Source organism: Ruegeria sp. CH10 (assembly GCF_056537125.1).
Window position 1 is genome coordinate 197,279 of sequence record NZ_JBQFQY010000007.1, and the last position, 17,298, is coordinate 214,576.

A 17,298-nucleotide genomic window follows, 5' to 3' on the forward strand; every position below is an offset into this window, starting at 1 on the left:
TTTCCCCTTCATAATACACTATGTACCTGATTAGGTTGCTCTAATTGCTGATGTGAACGTCTGCGTGAGCTTCCCCAAGGTGTTTTTAAGGTCGGTCCGGTGCAAAATTGCACCGGACCTTTTATCATAATGACATCGTTTCGTAGCGCATGAGGGGATGTCGGGCAACGCATTTGTCTGCACAAGGTTTAGAATACAACTTTAACAAGAATACCTTTGCGTGAGACTCCCATAGAAAAGGGGCCCGAAGGCCCCTTTCCCGTCAACTTAGCACCGCTTAGCGTCAACCGATAGCGACGGCTTTGATGTCTTCATCGATGAAGGGCAGATATTGCTCAAAGTTCTCGGCAAACATCTGAACCAGCTTCTCGGCCTGCTTGTCGAATGCAGCCTGATCATCCCATGTGCGGCGCGGGTCCAGCAGAACTTCGGGCACGCCGGGGACTGAAACAGGCACGTCAAAGCCGAAATTCGCGTCCTTGCGGAACTCGGCGTCCCGCAGCGAGCCGTCCAGCGCGGCAGTCAGCAGGGCGCGAGTGGCCTTGATCGGCATCCGCGAGCCAACGCCATAGGCGCCGCCGGTCCAGCCGGTGTTGACCAGCCAGCAGGTTGCGCCGTGCTGGGCGATCTTGTCGCGCAGCAGGTTGCCATACTCTTCCGGGCGGCGTGGCATGAAAGGCGCGCCAAAGCAGGTCGAGAAGGTGGGCTGCGGCTCGGTCACGCCACGCTCGGTCCCCGCAACCTTCGAGGTGAAGCCGGACAGGAAGTGATACATCGCCTGTGCCGGGGTCAGCCGTGCGATCGGAGGCAGTACGCCGAACGCATCACAGGTCAGCATGATGATGTTCTTGGGGTGTCCCCCCAGCGCACTGCTGGACGCGTTCGAGATATACTCGAGCGGGTAGGCGCAGCGCATGTTTGCGGTCAGCGAGTCATCGTTGAAATCCAGCTCTTTGGTTTCGGGATCGAAAACCATGTTCTCGATCACGGTGCCGAATTTCGACGTGGTGGCGTAGATTTCTGGCTCAGCCTCGGGGTTGAGGTTGATGGTCTTGGCATAGCAACCGCCTTCAAAGTTGAAGGTGCCGCGATCGGACCAGCCATGTTCGTCATCGCCGATCAGCACGCGTGCAGGGTCAGCCGACAGGGTTGTCTTGCCAGTGCCCGACAGGCCGAAGAACACAGCCGTGTCGACCGGGTTACCAACAGCATGGTTGGCCGAGCAATGCATCGGCATCACGCCTTTTTCCGGCAGCATGTAGTTCAGTAGGGTGAAGACGGATTTCTTGTTCTCACCCGCATATTCCGTGCCACCGATCAGGATCAGCTTGCGGTCGAAATTCAGCGCAATCACCGTTTCGCTGCGGCAGCCATGCTTGGCCGGGTCGGCCTGAAAGCTGGGGCAGTTGATAATTGTGAAGTCGGCAATAAAGTCGTTCAGATCTTCGCGATCCGGACGACGTAGCAGGTGGCGGATGAAAAGGTTGTGCCAGGCCAGTTCGGTGACCATGCGCACGTTGATCGAATAGGTCGGGTCAGCCCCGCCAACCAGGTCCTGCACGAAATAGTCGCGGCCCTTCATATGCTCCAGCATGTCGACATACAGGGCGTCAAAGCCTTCGGGGCTCATCTCGGCGTTGTTTTCCCACCAGATGCTGTCGGCAACGCTGTCGGTGCGCACGACGTGCTTGTCCTTGGGCGACCGGCCAGTGAACTTGCCGGTGGTGACCAGAAAGGCCCCGCCATTGCCCAGGGTGCCTTCGCCGCGCTTGAGCGCCTCTTCGATCAGCGCCGGTTCCATGAAGTTGTAATAGACATTGCCCAGACCCTCGATGCCCTGATCTTCGAGGCGGAATTGCGGGTTAACCCGTCCAGATGTCATGTGTGTCTTCTCCTGTGGCGGCGCGGCGGCGGTTGGGCCGGGTGCGCTCTTGGGGCATTTTGCCGGGTCATTCCGGCGGACAGGCGGGTCTTATCATGGTCGTTTGGGGCATGAACAGGTCGCTTTCGTGTAGTTAGCGCAACCAAGTCCAGGTTTAGCGCCACCAGAAATTTCCTGTCGGAAATCAAAGCGCTTTTCTGCCCGCTTTAACGGCTTTTTTGCCGCAGCTATGTGACAACAAACGCACGATTCGCAGATACGGATTGATTCGCGGCCATAAAAACGACAAAGATGCCTTACTAATAAGCGAAATATTGCATGAGTGAGCAGGAATAGGGGTAAACCCGATGTCAAAGATTGCACTGGTGGATGACGACAGAAACATTCTGACGTCCGTATCCATGACACTCGAAGCCGAAGGGTTCGAGGTCGAAACTTACAATGACGGGCAAGCAGCCCTGGACGCTTTCAATAAAAAACTTCCCGATATGGCCGTGCTGGATATCAAGATGCCCCGCATGGACGGTATGGATTTGCTGCAACGGCTGCGGCAGAAAACCCAGATGCCGGTCATCTTTCTGACCTCGAAAGACGATGAGATCGATGAGGTTCTGGGCCTGCGCATGGGCGCGGATGACTATGTGAAAAAGCCATTCTCGCAACGTCTGCTGGTGGAACGCATCCGCGCGCTTCTGCGCCGGCAAGAGGCGACTACGGGCGATGTGACGAATGCCACTACCGGCGACACCAAGGTGATGGAACGCGGCGAGCTGCGGATGGACCCGCTGCGCCACGCGGTCAGCTGGAAGGGCAACGACGTATCCCTGACCGTGACCGAGTTTCTGCTGCTGCAGGCACTGGCGCAGCGTCCGGGCTTTGTCAAAAGCCGCGATCAGCTGATGGATGTTGCCTATGATGATCAGGTCTATGTGGATGACCGGACCATCGACAGCCATATCAAACGGCTGCGCAAGAAGATGCGCGCGGCAGATCCTGAGTTTTCGGCCATCGAAACCCTGTACGGCATTGGCTACAGGTATAACGAAGAATAAGCGTGGCCGCTGAAGAAGGGTAACCTGACCTGGTGCGGGATACGGAACAAACCATCGAATTGCGGGACGGTGACGTCGTTCTGGGGGATGATTGGGTCATCCCGCAGGACCCCGAGTCGGCCGAGTTGCGCGCGTCTCGCCGACGCCGCAACCTTTTCGCGTTGCGCGGCTCGCCGCTGGCCCGAAAGATCATCACGTTCAACCTGATTGCCTTGGTCATTCTGGTGACCGGGTTGCTCTATCTCGACGACTCCCGCGAGGAACAGGTACAGCAGACCGCCCGCAACCTCATGGGCGACGCGCAGCTTGTCAGTAACGTGTTTGAGGCTCAGCTGCGTCAGCAACAGGCCGCGGGTGCACAGGATGCATCTGGTCTGGACGTGAAAGGCACGCTGGCGGGGCTCAGCCTGCCGGATGGCGGAGAGGTGTTTGTTTACGACGCAAGCGGGACGCTGATCGGCTGGACACGCGGGGCGGCCACCCCATCTGAAATGCCGGGCCTGCTGCGATCTGACGCCGAGGTTCAAACTGGCAGCACTTTGATCAGCGACGCGCTGCATGCGGTCTGGACCGGATTGTCGCGCGTCTTTGCCGGGGGGGAGGGCAGCGATGCGCCGACCCTGGCCCAACGGGTGCAGGAGATCATACCAGAGGCCCTGCAAGGCCAGATGCAGGTGCAGGCTGTTCAGGATGATCTGGGCCAGACCGTCATCGTCGGGGCCGCACCCATCGTTCTGGCAGATGCGGCTGTGGGTGCCGTGGCCATGGCGGGCCCTGCCGGCGAAATCGACGCGTTAGCCCGGCGCGAACAGGAGCGCATCCTGCAGATGTTTGTGGTGGCTTTGCTGGTTTCGATCGGTCTTAGCCTTGTTTTGGCGTCAACCATCGCCAACCCGCTCGCCGATCTGGCCGCCGCCGCTGAAATGGGCAAAGACCGTGGCGCTGGGGTGAACCCCGGCCGTATCCGCATCCCCGACCTGAGCGCGCGCCCCGATGAGATCGGGCGTCTCAGCCGGGCGCTGCGGGGGATGGTCACAGCGCTTTACAACCGCATTGACGCCAATGAGCAATTTGCGGCGGATGTGGCGCATGAAATCAAGAACCCGCTGGCCAGTCTGCAATCGGCGGTCGGCACTCTGCGCATGGTTAAGCGTGAAGATCAGCGCGACAAATTGCTGGGCGTGATCGAACACGACGTGCGGCGGCTGGACCGTCTGGTCAGCGATATCTCAAACGCATCGCGTCTGGATGCCGAACTGGTCAAGGAAGAGGAACAGCCCTTTGACCTGCTGAATCTTCTGGGCAATCTGGGGCAGTATCTGGGCGAAGAGGCGCGTGCAAAGGGCATCGACTATATCACCGATCTGCCGCCGGACCCGATCATCGTGAACGGTCTTGAGGCGCGTCTTGCGCAGGTCTTTGTCAACCTGATCACCAACGCGATTTCCTTCTGTGACGAAAGCGATGCCATTCGTGTCTGGGTGCGCAGACGGGAAAACCGGGTTCTGGTCGTGGTCGAAGACACCGGTCCGGGCATTCCCGAACAGGCCCTGACCAAGGTATTCAAACGCTTCTATTCACAACGCCCCGAAGAGCATTTTGGCAATAACTCCGGCCTTGGATTGGCCATATCCAAGCAGATCGTCGAAGCCCATGGCGGCGTGATCTGGGCCGAGAATATTCGCCCGACCGAGGCGGACATCACCTCTGACCCGCAGGGCGCCCGGTTCGTCGTGGGTCTGCCTGTCTAATCGCATGGGCGACCAAACGCTTTCGAACACAGACAAAGGCGCCGACATTATCCATGCAACTTGCGTGGCCGTCGAGGGCCGCGGCGCATTGATTCTGGGGCCAGCAGGGGCCGGAAAATCGGGCCTGGCCCTGCAAATGATGGCGTTGGGCGCTGTGTTGGTCGGGGACGACCGGGTGCAGTTGCGTCTGATGGACGGACAGGTGGTGGCCTCGGCCGCCCCGAACCTGCGCGGCTTGATCGAAGCCCGCGGTATTGGCCTGTTGCGGGCGCATAGCGTGGACATGGCGCCGGTCCATTTTGTCGTCGACCTCAGTCAGACCGAACCGGCACGGCTGCCAGGCCGGTCAGAAATCAAAGTGCTGAGGCAAACTGTTCCCTTGCTTCGGGGGGGCGGCATCCCCAATTTGGCCGCAGCACTCGTACAATTGTTGAAAATGGGACGTGTGGACCCGGAATGGCCCAGCACATGACGCAGCAGCAGCGCATCGTTCTGGTAACCGGCCCGTCCGGCGCAGGCCGCACAACGGCCATCCGCGTTCTGGAGGACCTGGGCTTTGAGGCCATCGATAACCTGCCGATGGGCCTGTTATCGCGCCTGTTGGACGGCGCACAGGGCGACCGCCCCATGGCTCTGGGGATCGATGTGCGGAACCGCGATTTCTCGACCACCGGGTTCATCGATCTGGCGGCCAAACTACGGCGGATGGAGAAGGTGGACCTGACGACCCTCTATCTGGATTGCAGTGATGACGTCCTGCTGCGGAGATTCTCGGAAACCCGCCGCCGCCACCCCGTGGCCACCGATGCAGGTCCGGAAACCGGCGTGCGTCAGGAAAAAGGTTTGCTCGTACCGATCCGTGGCGCGGCGGATATTCTGATCGATACCAGCCCCCTGAATGTCCACCAACTGCGCGAAGAGGTCGAGCGGTGGTTCGCCCCCAAAGGCGGACGGCATCTTGCGCTTTCTATCGAATCGTTTTCGTACAAACGCGGTCTCCCCCCGGGTTTGGATATGGTGTTTGACTGCCGGTTTCTGGATAACCCTTATTGGCGGCCCGAGCTGCGGTCGGAAGATGGTCGAAACCCGGATGTGGCGCACTATGTTCAGTCCGATACGAACTATGCACCGTTCTTTGACCGGGTGGTTGATCTGCTGAAACTGCTGCTGCCAACCTTCCGGGCCGAGGGTAAAGCGCACCTGTCCGTGGCCTTCGGTTGTACCGGAGGGCAACATAGATCCGTAGCGGTCGCCGAAGCTGTGGCAAAGGCCCTTGCGGAACAGGGGCAGCAAGTGGCAATTAGGCACCGCGAAATGGAGCGTCGATCGTTGAATGTGAGGCCGAATTGATCGGAATCGTACTCGTAGCACATGGGGGACTGGCCAAGGAATACCTTGCGGCCGTGCAACATGTCGTGGGGCCTCAACCCGGCCTTGTCGCGATTTCCATTGATCCCGACGATGATCGTGAGGCCAAGCAGGCCGAAATCTGTGCCGCAGCCGACCGTGTCGATGCGGGGGACGGGGTTGTCGTTGTGACAGACCTGTTCGGAGGCAGCCCATCGAATCTCAGCCTGCGGGCCTGTACGCCGCAGGATCGCCGTATCCTCTACGGGGCAAATCTGCCGATGTTGATCAAACTGGCCAAAACCCGCCACCTGCCAATTGCCGATGCCGTGCGGCAGGCGATGGAGGCTGGACGCAAATATATTAATGCGCAAAATGTGACCTTGGAAGAAGACCGGACAGATTAAGAATGACCAATCGAAGCCTGAAAATCATTAACGAAAAAGGTCTCCATGCCCGTGCCTCGGCCAAGCTGGTTGAGGTGGTCGAGGGGTTCGATGCGCAGGCCGAAGTTTCCAAAGATGGCTTTTCTGCATCGGGCGACAGCATTATGGGCCTTTTGATGTTGGCAGCCTCGCGCGGAACGACTATTGACGTCGAGACGTCCGGACCGGATGCTGAGGCGTTGGCCGATGCTTTGGAAACCCTGGTGAACGATAAGTTCGGGGAAGGGTTCTGACCCAATCGACCGTGTGACCAAGAACGGGAAGACCAGGAATTGGCGGAAACGACGCACGATACCAAGACAGGCCCGGTTGTAGACGGGCTCGAAGATCAGGGCGAAGTCTACGACCGTAGAACTCTGACCTACGCAAACTCTTTCGACGACGCCTGGACCTCGACAGCCATACGCGCCATCGAATGGTGCACGGGTAAGCTGACCATTTTGCGTATGGTCAATAAGTTCGAGAAGAAGAACGAGTACTATCGCGGTCAGCGGTTCTGGGGCGGCGCGCTTGAGACCATGGGGATCAAGCTGACAACGCCCGAAGAACAGATCGCGCGCATCCCGAAAGACGGCCCCGTCGTGGTGGTGGCGAACCACCCGCATGGCATGGTCGACGGGATGATCTTTGCCGAGCTGATCGGCCGGGTCCGGGGCGACTACCGCATCCTCACACGCTCGGTCCTGACCGGGCTGGATGAGGCCGCGACGTCGTTCATGATTCCGGTACCCTTCCCGCACGACCCCGAAGCGCAAACCAAAATGCTGGAAATGCGCGGCAAGTCGATGGAACACCTGAAAGACGGTGGGGTCGTCGCATTGTTCCCATCGGGCGTAGTGATGTCCTCGGACGATTGGTTCGGCCCCGCGCAAGAGCGGGAATGGAACGTCTTCACCGCCAAAATGATCCGCCGTTCGGGCGCCCGTGTGGTGCCGATCTTTTTCCCCGGCAGCAACTCGCGCGCCTATCAGATCGCCAACAAACTGTCGCCGATCCTGCGTCAGGGCCTGCTGCTGCACGAGATCGTCCGTTCCTGCAACAAACCGCAATCTCCGGTGATCGGCAAGCCGATCTCGGATGAGGATATGAAATTGCTCGAAACGGATCCGCGCGGCTTCATGACATGGCTGCGCGCGCATACCCTGTCTCTGGGCGAAAACCCCGACCGCTGATCCGCCTCTTCATCTGTCTAAAAATATCCCGGGGGTGAGCCCGGATAAAATCCGGGCGAGGGGGCTGGCCCCCTTACCCTCAGCGGGTAGGAACCGGAACCTCACCGCGGTAATCATAAAACCCGCGTTCGGTTTTGCGGCCCAGCCAGCCGGCTTCTACATATTTGGTCAGCAACGGACAGGGGCGGTACTTGGTGTCGGCTAACCCGTCATGCAGGACGTTCATGATCGCCAGGCAGGTGTCCAGCCCGATGAAATCGGCCAATTCCAAAGGCCCCATCGGGTGGTTTGCGCCCAGTTTCATCGACTCGTCAATCGAACGCACGTTTCCAACGCCTTCATACAGGGTATAGACCGCCTCATTGATCATCGGCATCAGGATGCGGTTCACGATAAAGGCGGGGAAATCTTCGGCGCTGGCCGAGGTCTTGCCCAGACGATCCACCACGGCCTTACAGGTGGCAAAGGTTTCCTCATCCGTGGCGATCCCCCGGATCAATTCCACCAACTGCATCACCGGCACCGGGTTCATAAAGTGGAACCCCATGAATTTCTCGGGCCGATCCGTTCTGCTGGCCAGCCGCGTGATCGAAATAGACGACGTGTTCGAGGTCAGAATCGTATGCGGTTGCAAATGTGGTTGCAGGTCCTCAAAAATTGCCTGCTTGATTGTCTCCCGCTCTGTCGCGGCTTCGATCACAAGGTCCGTCTGACCCAGCTCGGGCAATTGCAACGTTGTTTGAATCCGGCCCAGCGCGGCCTGCATTGCCTCGTCCGTGATCTTCCCGCGCGAGGCCTGACGGGCCAAATTCCCCTGAATTGTCGTCACGGCAGCACTCAGTGCGTCCTGATTCACGTCGTTCAGCACAACATCATATCCCGCCAGGGCCAGAACATGAGCGATACCATTGCCCATCTGTCCAGCGCCGATCACTCCGACTGATTGTACGTCCATGTTTTTTATGCCTCTGAGTCTCGGGATTGGTGGGACAGTACCGGCAGATCGGTGGGGGCGGCAAGGGGATCGGGCGCATCCAATTTGCTTCAAATGCGCACATTAGCACTTTCTAAAGACATGCGGCTGTAAGATGGCAACCGGGTGAAAAATGGGTGAGTGTTATGAGCTATCATCAAACAGGCTCGGCGGGGGCCGGGCATGCCGTATGCCAATACGGTGAATCGCGCCTTTGGTTCCGGGGGCCAAAACGGTCGCTGGACTCGGCGTACATGGCCTGTGTGGGCGGGGACGAAACCTATGGGCGTTTCGTCGAACGCCCCTTTTCAGCGATTCTCGAAGGCAAGCTGGACCGGCGCTGTCTGAATCTGGGCAGCCTGTTTTGCGGAGTTGAGGCCGTCTGCGGTGATGCAGGACTGTTCGATCTGATGAGCAGGGCAGAGCTGTGCATTCTTCAGGCTCCGACGATCCTTGGGCAGTCGAATCACTTTTACCGCGTCCATCCGCGCCGCAATGACCGGGTCCTGGCGCCGACGCCAGACCTGATTGCTCTTTACCCTGAGATTGACTTTGCCGAGGTGCATTTTGTTCGTCATCTGGTGACCCTTTTGCAGAACCGACAGGACGCGCGTTTCGAAATGGTAGCCGAAGAATTGCGGTGCAATTGGGTGCAAAAGGTCAGCAATCTTCTAACCCGCTTAGATACGCCAGTCATCCTCTTGAACCTGCGCGTAGACGAGCACCTTCAAGGACAACAACAACCGGTCGCAGTCACGACTGAGATGCTGACGCGTCTCAAGCCGCATTGTGCCGACGTCATTGAGATCGCAGTCAGTGTATCCGGCCAATCGGATGAGCTTGAGGATATGCTGTTCGGAACCCTGCAACAGCCGATGGCGGAACATATGATCGGTCCGGCCGCGCATAGGGCCATTGCGGATGCGTTGTTTGGCCCGGTAAGGAACCTGAACTGAAAAAGGCCCGCCTTTTGGCGGGCCTTCCCAGATTTTTCGACGAAAAATCTTTGCCTTCGATCAGCCGAGTTTTTCGGTCAGTTCCGGCACCGCCTGGAACAGGTCTGCGACCAGACCGAAATCTGCGACCTGGAAGATCGGTGCTTCTTCGTCCTTGTTGATAGCGACGATAACCTTCGAGTCTTTCATACCCGCCAGGTGCTGAATCGCGCCCGAGATGCCGACAGCAACGTACAGATCGGGGGCAACAACTTTACCGGTCTGACCCACCTGCCAGTCGTTCGGCGCATAGCCCGAGTCAACGGCCGCGCGCGATGCGCCAACAGCCGCGCCCAGCTTGTCGGCCAGTGTTTCGATCAGCTTGAAGTCGTCTTCCGAGCCAACGCCACGGCCGCCCGACACAACGATGCCAGCCGAAGTCAGTTCCGGACGGTCGCTTTCGGCAACCTTGTCCTCGACCCAGGACGACAGACCGGGGTTTTCTCCGACCGAGATGGTCTCAACCGGGGCCGAGCCGCCTTCGCCCGCAGCGTCAAAGCTGGCGGTCCGCAGGGTGACGACCTTTTTGGCGTCGTTCGATTTCACGGTCTGGATTGCGTTGCCCGCATAGATCGGACGCTCGAAGGTCGAACCGTCAACCACGCCGGACGCATCCGAGATCACCATCACGTCCAGCAGCGCAGCAACGCGCGGCATGACATTCTTGGCGTCGGTGGTCGCAGGGGCCACGATATGCTCGTAACCATCGGCCAGCGATACGATCAGCGCCGCAGTCGATTCCGCCAGGCGGTGGCCCAGCGACTCGTCTTCGGCGACCAGAACCTTGGCAACACCGTCGATCTTGGCGGCGGCCTCACCGGCAGCGGCGGCGGAACCACCTGCAGCCAGAACGGTCACATCACCCAGAGCTTTTGCGGCGTTGACGGCCTTGGCGGTGGCGTCCAGCGACAGCTCACCATTGTTGACTTCTGCCAGAAGAAGAACAGCCATTACACAGCCCCCGCTTCTTTGAGTTTCTCGACCAGCTCGTCGACCGAGCCCACAACGATACCCGCGGCACGTGCCGGCGGCTCTTCGGTTTTGACCACTTCCAGACGCGGAGTGACGTCGACGCCGTAATCGGCTGCGGTCTTCTCATCCAGCGGCTTTTTCTTCGCCTTCATGATGTTGGGCAGCGACGCATAGCGCGGCTCGTTCAGACGGAGGTCAACGGTTACGATGGTCGGCATCTTGACGGTGATGGTCTGCAGGCCGCCGTCCACCTCACGGGTGATCTTGGCGCTGTCGCCTTCGATGTCCACTTCCGACGCAAAGGTGCCTTGCGACCAGCCCAGCAGGGCCGACAGCATCTGACCGGTGGCGTTCATGTCGTTGTCGATCGCCTGCTTGCCCGCCAGAACCAGACCGGGCTGCTCTTCCTCGACCACTTTGGCCAGGATTTTTGCAACGGCCAGAGGTTCGATATCGGTGTGAACGTCATCAGCTGCGACAACCAGGATCGCACGGTCTGCACCCATGGCCAGAGCGGTCCGCAGGGTTTCCTGCGCCTGCTTGACGCCGATCGAAACGGCAACGACTTCGTCGGCCTTGCCCGCTTCTTTCAGACGGATCGCTTCTTCAACCGCAATCTCGTCGAACGGGTTCATCGACATTTTGACATTGGCGAGATCAACACCGCTACCGTCCGCTTTCACGCGGACTTTCACATTATAGTCAATCACGCGTTTGACAGGTACCAGTACCTTCATTTTAGCGCTTTCTCCTCAAAAAACGGTAAGCCGCGAAGCGACTCCACCAATGCTCTCGGGGCATTGCATAGCGTCTCAATTCCCCATGCAACAGAGCAAAATCGTCATGTCATGGGCTTGGGACGTCGCGTTTCGTGTTTTTTGACGTCACGGCCCTGTGGTTAACGGTTTGCGCCCGGAATCCACAGCACGTCCACAGTGCCGTTTTCGTTGGCACAACGGGCTGCCACAAAGAACCAGTCGCTCAGACGGTTGAGGTACTTTACGGCGACCTCGTTCACCGGCTCCATATTGGTCAGCTCAACCGCCAGCCGCTCGGCCCGGCGCGATACGGTCCGGCACACATGCAGGTGGGCCGCCAGACGCGAGCCACCGGGCAGGATAAAGCTGCGCAGGGGTTCAAGCGCGTCGTTCATGGCGTCAATCTCGGCCTCAAGCCGGTCGATCTGCGCAGGCACGATGCGCAGCGGCGTGTATTCGGCCTCGGCGTCCTTTTCCATGTCGGGGCGGCAGAAATCAGCGCCCAGATCGAACAGATCATTCTGGATGCGGGACAGGGCGGCATCGACGTCCCCTTCGGCTTCGGTCCGGGCCACGCCGACGAATGAGTTCAGCTCATCCACCGTGCCATAGGCGGCCACACGGCCCGAGTACTTTGCGACCCGTTCACCATTGCCCAGTGCCGTTTTGCCGTCATCGCCGGTGCGTGTGTAGATTTTGTTGAGTACGACCATTTACTGACCTCCTTGTCCGCGCAGCCAGACGTAGAGCACGATCAGCACCACGGCAATGAACTGAAACAAAATCCGCAGCTGCATCATCTTGTTGCTTCTGAGCGCGGCGCTTTTACCGGGTTTGCCGAAATTCGAGATGCCGATCACCAGCACGACGACAACCGCCGCCATGGCCAGCAACAAAACGACCATCAAAAGGTCCATGGGTACACCGTCCGCTTGTCTTGTTTTCCTGAGGCTATCATCTAGACCCGCAGGTGTGAAAAGCGAACGGGTTATTTCGCCTCAGACGTCTGACAGGATGCGGTCGATGGTGCGCGTGGGCAGAATGCGCCGCAGATACCCGGCGATATAGGTGGGCGTCGTCACATAATAGCGCGGGCGTGGACGTTTCGATTCGACCGCATGGGCCAGCTTGTCGGTCACGGCCGAAGCAGGCAGTTCAAACCGGTCCGGTCCTGAAGATTCGTACAGTCTTTTCAACAGGGACGCCTCGTACCGGTCGCGCAGGGCCGAGCTCTGCCAGTTGATGAAACGCTCGAACATCGGGATCGAATTTTCGCGGATTTTTGAGGTGATCGGGCCGGGCTCGATCAGGACGACCTTGATGTCGGTATCCGCCAGCTCCAGGCGCAGCGTGTCGGTCAGCCCTTCGACCGCATATTTCGTGGCCACATAGGCCCCGCGCCACGGATACGCCACCAGACCCAGCACGGATGAGTTCTGAACGATTCGCCCATGTCCCTGCGCCCGCATGACCGGAATCACCTGCCGGGTCAGTTCGTGCCAGCCAAAGAAATTGGCCTCAAAAATCTGGCGCAGGCCGTCGGTGGGTAAATCCTCGACCGCGCCGGGCAGGCCGTGGGCCCCGTTGTTGAACAGCGCATCCAAGGTGCCGCCGGTGGCTTCAAGCACCGAAGCCAGGCCCGAGGTGATGCTGTCTGAATCGGTATAATCGATACGCGGGCTTTCGAACCCCTGCGCCCGCAACCTGTCGCAATCGCGCTGCTGTTTGCAGGACGCAAAGACACGCCACCCGCGGGCGCGCATGCCGTGGGCCGCATCCAGACCAATGCCCGACGAACAACCGGTGATCAGAATGGTTTTTTGCATTGTCTCCCCCGCCCTTTATTCTCAGCCATAGCTATGGCGAGCATTGGGGCAGGACAATGACACGACTGCGTTAGTTCGCTGTTTTTCGCACCAGCGACGCGGAAATCCAGCCGACCTGTTGCTGTGGCAACACGCGCAGACGCAGCCAGCCGGTGCCGGATTCGCCAAGAACCTCGACCTTCTGGCCGATGCTGGCTTTGCCGATGATCGGATAGATCGTACCCGGCCCGTCGCGCATGTTCACACGGGTGCCAGAGATTTCGCGAATGTCCTTTTCCACCTCGGGCAGGGCAGGCGATTCTCCCGCAACATCCACGGTTTCATCTGTGACCTGCTGCAGACCGGCGACGCCCTCCTCAAGCGAGGCAAGGGTGATATTGGCGCTTTGATCTTCGAACACGGTCAGGTTCGAAAAGGACGCGAGGCTGGCATCATCAGCCACGATCTCGACCACATCCTCGATGGCAGGTTGGGGTTCTGCGCGTGACGCAGGCACACGGACCGCAACATTGGTCACAAGCTCTTCGGCGCGGGCCCGGGAAACAGAAGTTACAGGGGTTGAAGCCACCTGAACGGGTTGTTCACTGCGCAGGCCGCGCGGTTCAAAATCCGGTCCGTCGCTCATTACGTAAAAGCACCAACCGAGTGCAGCAAAAGTCATAACAATAAGGCGCGTCATAGCGCATCCCCCAGTAATCGTAAGAAACAAGAAATAGGCAGCAGTCTAATCCGATCAGACTAGCATATTTTCAGACCCGAGTCGAAAAACGGGGGAAATCGGGGGGTTGCCTCCCCCTGTTGCAAAAAGCGCCACTTGTCCCCAGCAAAATATGCGTTGGTTGCTTTACCGCGCCGCGCTTGCATTGTACCACATCATATATGAACGATACGATCGACGACCCCAACATGGAGGCCCCCGAAGGTGGGGGCGAGGTAGCCGAACCGCTGCGCCGCGCGATTGGCGAACGCTATCTGACCTACGCTCTGTCCACCATCATGCACCGGGCACTGCCCGATGCGCGGGACGGGCTGAAGCCGGTTCACCGGCGAATCCTTTATGCCATGCGCGAGCTGCGACTCAGCGCGACGGGCGGATTCCGTAAGTCGGCCAAGATTTCGGGCGACGTGATGGGCAACTATCACCCGCATGGCGACGCCGCGATTTATGACGCGATGGCGCGTCTGGCGCAGGATTTCAACGTCCGCTACCCGCTGGTCGACGGTCAGGGGAATTTCGGCAACATCGACGGCGATAACCCGGCGGCCTCGCGATATACCGAGGCGCGGATGACCATCGTGGCCGAGGCTCTGCTTGAGGGTCTGAACGAAGACGCCGTCGATTTCCGTGACAACTATGACGGCACTCTGACCGAACCGGTTGTACTGCCCGCGCAGTTCCCGAACCTGTTGGCCAACGGTGCCAGTGGGATTGCGGTGGGTATGGCGACCAATATCCCGCCGCACAATATCTCGGAACTCTGCGACGCCTGTCTGCATCTGATCAAAACGCCGGATGCGCGCGACGACACGCTGTTGAACTATGTGCCCGGCCCGGATTTCCCAACCGGCGGTGTGATCGTCGAACCACCCGAGAATATCGCGCAAGCCTATCGCACCGGGCGTGGCTCGTTCCGCCTGCGCTGTAAGTATGAGGTTGAGGATCTTGGCCGTGGCCAGTGGCAGATCGTGGTCACCGAGATTCCCTATCAGGTTCAGAAATCCAAGCTGATCGAAAAGATCGCAGAACTGATCCAGACCAAGAAAATCCCGATCCTCGGCGATGTGCGCGACGAATCCGCAGATGACATCCGCCTGATCCTTGAACCGCGTTCCAAAAACGTGGACCCCGAGGTGCTGATGGGCATGCTCTACCGCAGCTCGGACCTTGAGGTGCGGTTCAGCCTGAACATGAACGTGCTGATCGACGGCGTGACGCCCAAGGTCTGTTCGATGAAGGAAGTGCTGCGCGCCTTCCTCGATCACCGGCAAGAAGTTCTGCTTCGTCGTTCGCGCCACCGTATGGCCAAGATCGACCACCGGCTTGAGGTGTTGGAGGGCTTTATCGTCGCCTTCCTGAACCTCGACCGTGTGATCGACATCATCCGTTACGACGACGATCCCAAGGCGGCGCTGATGCGCGAGGATTGGGGTGTCGACCACGTCCGCGCCACCAGCGAGGCTGACTATGTCTCACCCAAGCCGGGCGAGGGCGAGCTGTCCGAAGTTCAGGTTGACGCCATCCTCAACATGCGCCTGCGCAGCTTGCGTCGTCTGGAAGAGATGGAGCTGGTGCGTGAGCGCGATGCGCTGATGGAAGAGCGTGCCAATCTCGAAGACCTGCTGGCCGATCCGGCCCTGCAGTGGGCCAAGATCGCTGAACAGCTGAAAGAGACCAAGAAGACCTTCGGCAAAGACTACGAAGGCGGCGCGCGGCGCACCGCACTGGAAGAGGCCGGTGAGGTCGAAGAGGTCCCGCTTGAGGCGATGATCGACCGCGAACCGATCACGGTCGTCTGTTCTCAGATGGGCTGGATTCGCGCCATGACTGGCCATATCGACCTGAAGCGCGAGCTCAAGTTCAAGGACGGCGACGGCCCGCGGTTCATCTTCCATGCCGAGACGACTGACCGCTTGCTGGTGTTTGCCTCGAACGGACGGTTCTATACGGTCAGCGCCGCCAACCTGCCCGGTGGTCGGGGAATGGGTGAACCGCTGCGCCTGATGGTCGATCTGCCGAACGAAGCACAGATCGTCGACATCCTGATCCACAAGCCAGGGCGCAAGCTGTTGGTGGCCTCGGATGCGGGGAACGGATTCATGGTGCCCGAGGATGACGTGCTGGCCCAGACCCGCAACGGTAAACAGGTGCTGAACGTCAAAGGCGACGAGACGGCGGTGATCTGTAAACCGGTTGCAGGTGACCACGTGGCGGTGGTCTCGCAAAATGGTAAGTTCCTGGTCTTCCCGACCGAGGAACTGCCCGAGATGACCCGTGGCAAGGGCGTGCGCCTGCAAAAATACAACATGGCGCGCGGGCGGCAGGGCACGCTTGAGCTGGATGGCGGTTTGTCCGACATCACCACCTTCAACTGGGAAGAGGGCCTGAAATGGTCCATGGGCGGCGACAAAACCCGGCACGAGGCGGATATGTCCCAATGGCTGGCCAAACGCGCCAGTGTCGGGAAAAAACCGCCCTATGGCTTCCCGCGCGACTATAAATTCTCGTGATAGCGGGCCTCCGTAGGAGGAATTCCACCGATACGGCTTGGCACAACCCGTATCGGTGCGCTAGATCAATAAAAAACAGGCCTATCGAGACGAGAGACATGCTGCGCATTCTGACCCTGATCACCGGATTGGCCCTGATGGGCGCCTGCACACAGACGCAGGTTTATGAGGAACCTGAATCATTGGGTGAATTCAAGTTGCGGGTCAACTACGCCTTTGCCGATAAGGCGGTGCAGGGCCCGGTGTCGCGCGATGCGACTCCGGATGAGTGGACCGCCGCAATTCAGAATGCGGTTGATATTCGCTTGGGCCGGTACTCGGGTGCGCAGGAATATGACATCGGTATCAGCCTCGAAGGTTATATGCTGGCGCCTCCGGGCATTCCGGTCATTTACAACCCCAAAAGCACCGCGATCGTGTTGGTTAACGTTTATGACGTGAACAACAAAGAGTTTCTTGCCAAGGGAAAGCAGTTCCAGGTTCTCGAAGACACGACCGGAGAAAGTGCGCTGGCAGGATCGGGCCATTCGCGCACCAAAGAAGAACAAATGAGCGGTCTGTCCCTGAAAGTCGCCGACCGAGTCGAGGAGTGGCTGGCCGAAGAACATCAGGCGAACGGCTGGTTCCAGCGGCGTCCGGACTTGATCCAACCCCTCGATTCCAGCGAGTTGACCCAAAATCCGGCATCTTAACCTGCTTTTCACGCAGGATGTGCTTGATTTTCCCCTTTGAACCAAATATCTCGCGCGCGCAGATGTAACCACGGGACCAAGGGTCCCCCAAATCGCAAAAGGGCGCCTGAGGAATGGCAAAGGAAAAGTTTGAGCGTACAAAACCGCACGTCAACATCGGCACGATTGGGCATGTTGACCACGGTAAAACGACGCTGACCGCAG

Annotated in this window: 19 protein-coding genes; 11 read left to right on the plus strand and 8 right to left on the minus strand. The window is 59.1% G+C overall.

The window, feature by feature from the left end; translation table 11 throughout:
- Positions 1-283 precede the first annotated feature (283 nt).
- The gene (locus ACRZ94_RS18770) at positions 284-1,882 is read right to left on the minus strand and encodes a phosphoenolpyruvate carboxykinase (protein WP_480656078.1); all 1,599 of its coding nucleotides are present in this window, start codon (positions 1,880-1,882) and stop codon (positions 284-286) included.
- A 347-nt stretch (positions 1,883-2,229) separates the two neighbouring features.
- Between ACRZ94_RS18770 and ACRZ94_RS18775 the strand changes: the two genes are divergently transcribed.
- The 7 genes from ACRZ94_RS18775 to ACRZ94_RS18805 are packed head-to-tail and all read left to right on the plus strand — an operon-like array spanning position 2,230 to position 7,650.
- Positions 2,230-2,934 carry a response regulator transcription factor gene (locus ACRZ94_RS18775; RefSeq protein ID WP_480656080.1) on the plus strand — a complete coding sequence of 235 codons (705 nt, stop codon included), beginning with the start codon at positions 2,230-2,232 and terminating at the stop codon, positions 2,932-2,934.
- Between the two features lie 32 nt (positions 2,935-2,966).
- Entirely contained in the window at positions 2,967-4,685 is a 1,719-nt protein-coding gene (locus tag ACRZ94_RS18780; protein ID WP_480656082.1) for a sensor histidine kinase, read from the plus strand.
- A 4-nt stretch (positions 4,686-4,689) separates the two neighbouring features.
- The gene (locus ACRZ94_RS18785; protein ID WP_480656084.1) at positions 4,690-5,157 is read left to right on the plus strand and encodes an HPr kinase/phosphorylase; all 468 of its coding nucleotides are present in this window, start codon (positions 4,690-4,692) and stop codon (positions 5,155-5,157) included.
- A complete protein-coding gene (rapZ, locus tag ACRZ94_RS18790; protein ID WP_480656086.1) occupies positions 5,142-6,035 on the plus strand; it encodes an RNase adapter RapZ in 894 nt (297 codons plus the stop codon). Before ACRZ94_RS18785 ends, rapZ begins: the two co-directional genes overlap by 16 nt.
- Positions 6,032-6,439, plus strand: a complete 408-nt coding sequence (locus tag ACRZ94_RS18795) for a PTS sugar transporter subunit IIA (RefSeq protein ID WP_480656088.1) — start codon at positions 6,032-6,034, stop codon at positions 6,437-6,439. The genes rapZ and ACRZ94_RS18795 overlap by 4 nt, the downstream gene beginning before the upstream one ends.
- Before the next feature lie 2 nt (positions 6,440-6,441).
- Positions 6,442-6,711, plus strand: coding sequence for an HPr family phosphocarrier protein (locus ACRZ94_RS18800; protein WP_170328297.1), 270 nt, complete (start codon positions 6,442-6,444; stop codon positions 6,709-6,711).
- A gap of 39 nt (positions 6,712-6,750) precedes the next feature.
- Positions 6,751-7,650 (plus strand): lysophospholipid acyltransferase family protein, encoded by a 900-nt coding sequence (locus ACRZ94_RS18805; protein ID WP_480656090.1) that lies wholly within the window; start codon positions 6,751-6,753, stop codon positions 7,648-7,650.
- A gap of 79 nt (positions 7,651-7,729) precedes the next feature.
- Here the strand turns inward: ACRZ94_RS18805 and ACRZ94_RS18810 are convergent, their stop codons facing one another.
- Entirely contained in the window at positions 7,730-8,605 is an 876-nt protein-coding gene (locus ACRZ94_RS18810; RefSeq protein WP_480656092.1) for a 3-hydroxybutyryl-CoA dehydrogenase, read from the minus strand.
- A gap of 164 nt (positions 8,606-8,769) precedes the next feature.
- On the opposite strand from ACRZ94_RS18810, the gene ACRZ94_RS18815 reads away from it, so the two are divergent.
- Positions 8,770-9,579: a DUF6473 family protein gene (locus ACRZ94_RS18815; RefSeq protein WP_480656094.1), complete on the plus strand. Its 810-nt coding sequence runs from the start codon at positions 8,770-8,772 to the stop codon at positions 9,577-9,579.
- A gap of 60 nt (positions 9,580-9,639) precedes the next feature.
- Here ACRZ94_RS18815 and ACRZ94_RS18820 read toward each other — a convergent pair whose 3' ends face one another.
- The 6 genes from ACRZ94_RS18820 to ACRZ94_RS18845 all read right to left on the minus strand — a co-directional run bounded on the left by ACRZ94_RS18820 (position 9,640) and on the right by ACRZ94_RS18845 (position 13,799).
- The gene (locus ACRZ94_RS18820; RefSeq protein ID WP_480798041.1) at positions 9,640-10,569 is read right to left on the minus strand and encodes an electron transfer flavoprotein subunit alpha/FixB family protein; all 930 of its coding nucleotides are present in this window, start codon (positions 10,567-10,569) and stop codon (positions 9,640-9,642) included.
- Entirely contained in the window at positions 10,569-11,327 is a 759-nt protein-coding gene (locus ACRZ94_RS18825) for an electron transfer flavoprotein subunit beta/FixA family protein (RefSeq protein ID WP_480656098.1), read from the minus strand. Before ACRZ94_RS18825 ends, ACRZ94_RS18820 begins: the two co-directional genes overlap by 1 nt.
- A 161-nt stretch (positions 11,328-11,488) precedes the next feature.
- On the minus strand, positions 11,489-12,061 hold the full coding sequence (locus ACRZ94_RS18830; RefSeq protein WP_480798042.1) for a cob(I)yrinic acid a,c-diamide adenosyltransferase: 573 nt from the start codon (positions 12,059-12,061) through the stop codon (positions 11,489-11,491).
- Complete coding sequence (locus tag ACRZ94_RS18835) at positions 12,062-12,265, minus strand: twin transmembrane helix small protein (RefSeq protein ID WP_480798043.1); 204 nt, start codon at positions 12,263-12,265, stop codon at positions 12,062-12,064. It abuts the gene before it with no gap.
- Positions 12,266-12,346: 81 nt separating this feature from the next.
- Complete coding sequence (locus ACRZ94_RS18840; RefSeq protein WP_480798044.1) at positions 12,347-13,174, minus strand: SDR family NAD(P)-dependent oxidoreductase; 828 nt, start codon at positions 13,172-13,174, stop codon at positions 12,347-12,349.
- 70 nt (positions 13,175-13,244) lie between these two features.
- On the minus strand, positions 13,245-13,799 hold the full coding sequence (locus ACRZ94_RS18845) for an SH3 domain-containing protein (RefSeq protein ID WP_480798045.1): 555 nt from the start codon (positions 13,797-13,799) through the stop codon (positions 13,245-13,247).
- A 254-nt stretch (positions 13,800-14,053) separates the two neighbouring features.
- Between ACRZ94_RS18845 and ACRZ94_RS18850 the strand changes: the two genes are divergently transcribed.
- The 3 genes from ACRZ94_RS18850 to ACRZ94_RS18860 form a co-directional block, all read left to right on the plus strand.
- Positions 14,054-16,402 carry a DNA topoisomerase IV subunit A gene (locus ACRZ94_RS18850; protein ID WP_480656108.1) on the plus strand — a complete coding sequence of 783 codons (2,349 nt, stop codon included), beginning with the start codon at positions 14,054-14,056 and terminating at the stop codon, positions 16,400-16,402.
- 98 nt (positions 16,403-16,500) lie between these two features.
- On the plus strand, positions 16,501-17,094 hold the full coding sequence (locus ACRZ94_RS18855) for a hypothetical protein (RefSeq protein ID WP_480656110.1): 594 nt from the start codon (positions 16,501-16,503) through the stop codon (positions 17,092-17,094).
- 113 nt (positions 17,095-17,207) lie between these two features.
- A partial coding sequence (locus tag ACRZ94_RS18860; RefSeq protein WP_215675807.1) for a GTP-binding protein occupies positions 17,208-17,298 on the plus strand: 91 nt, incomplete at its 3' end.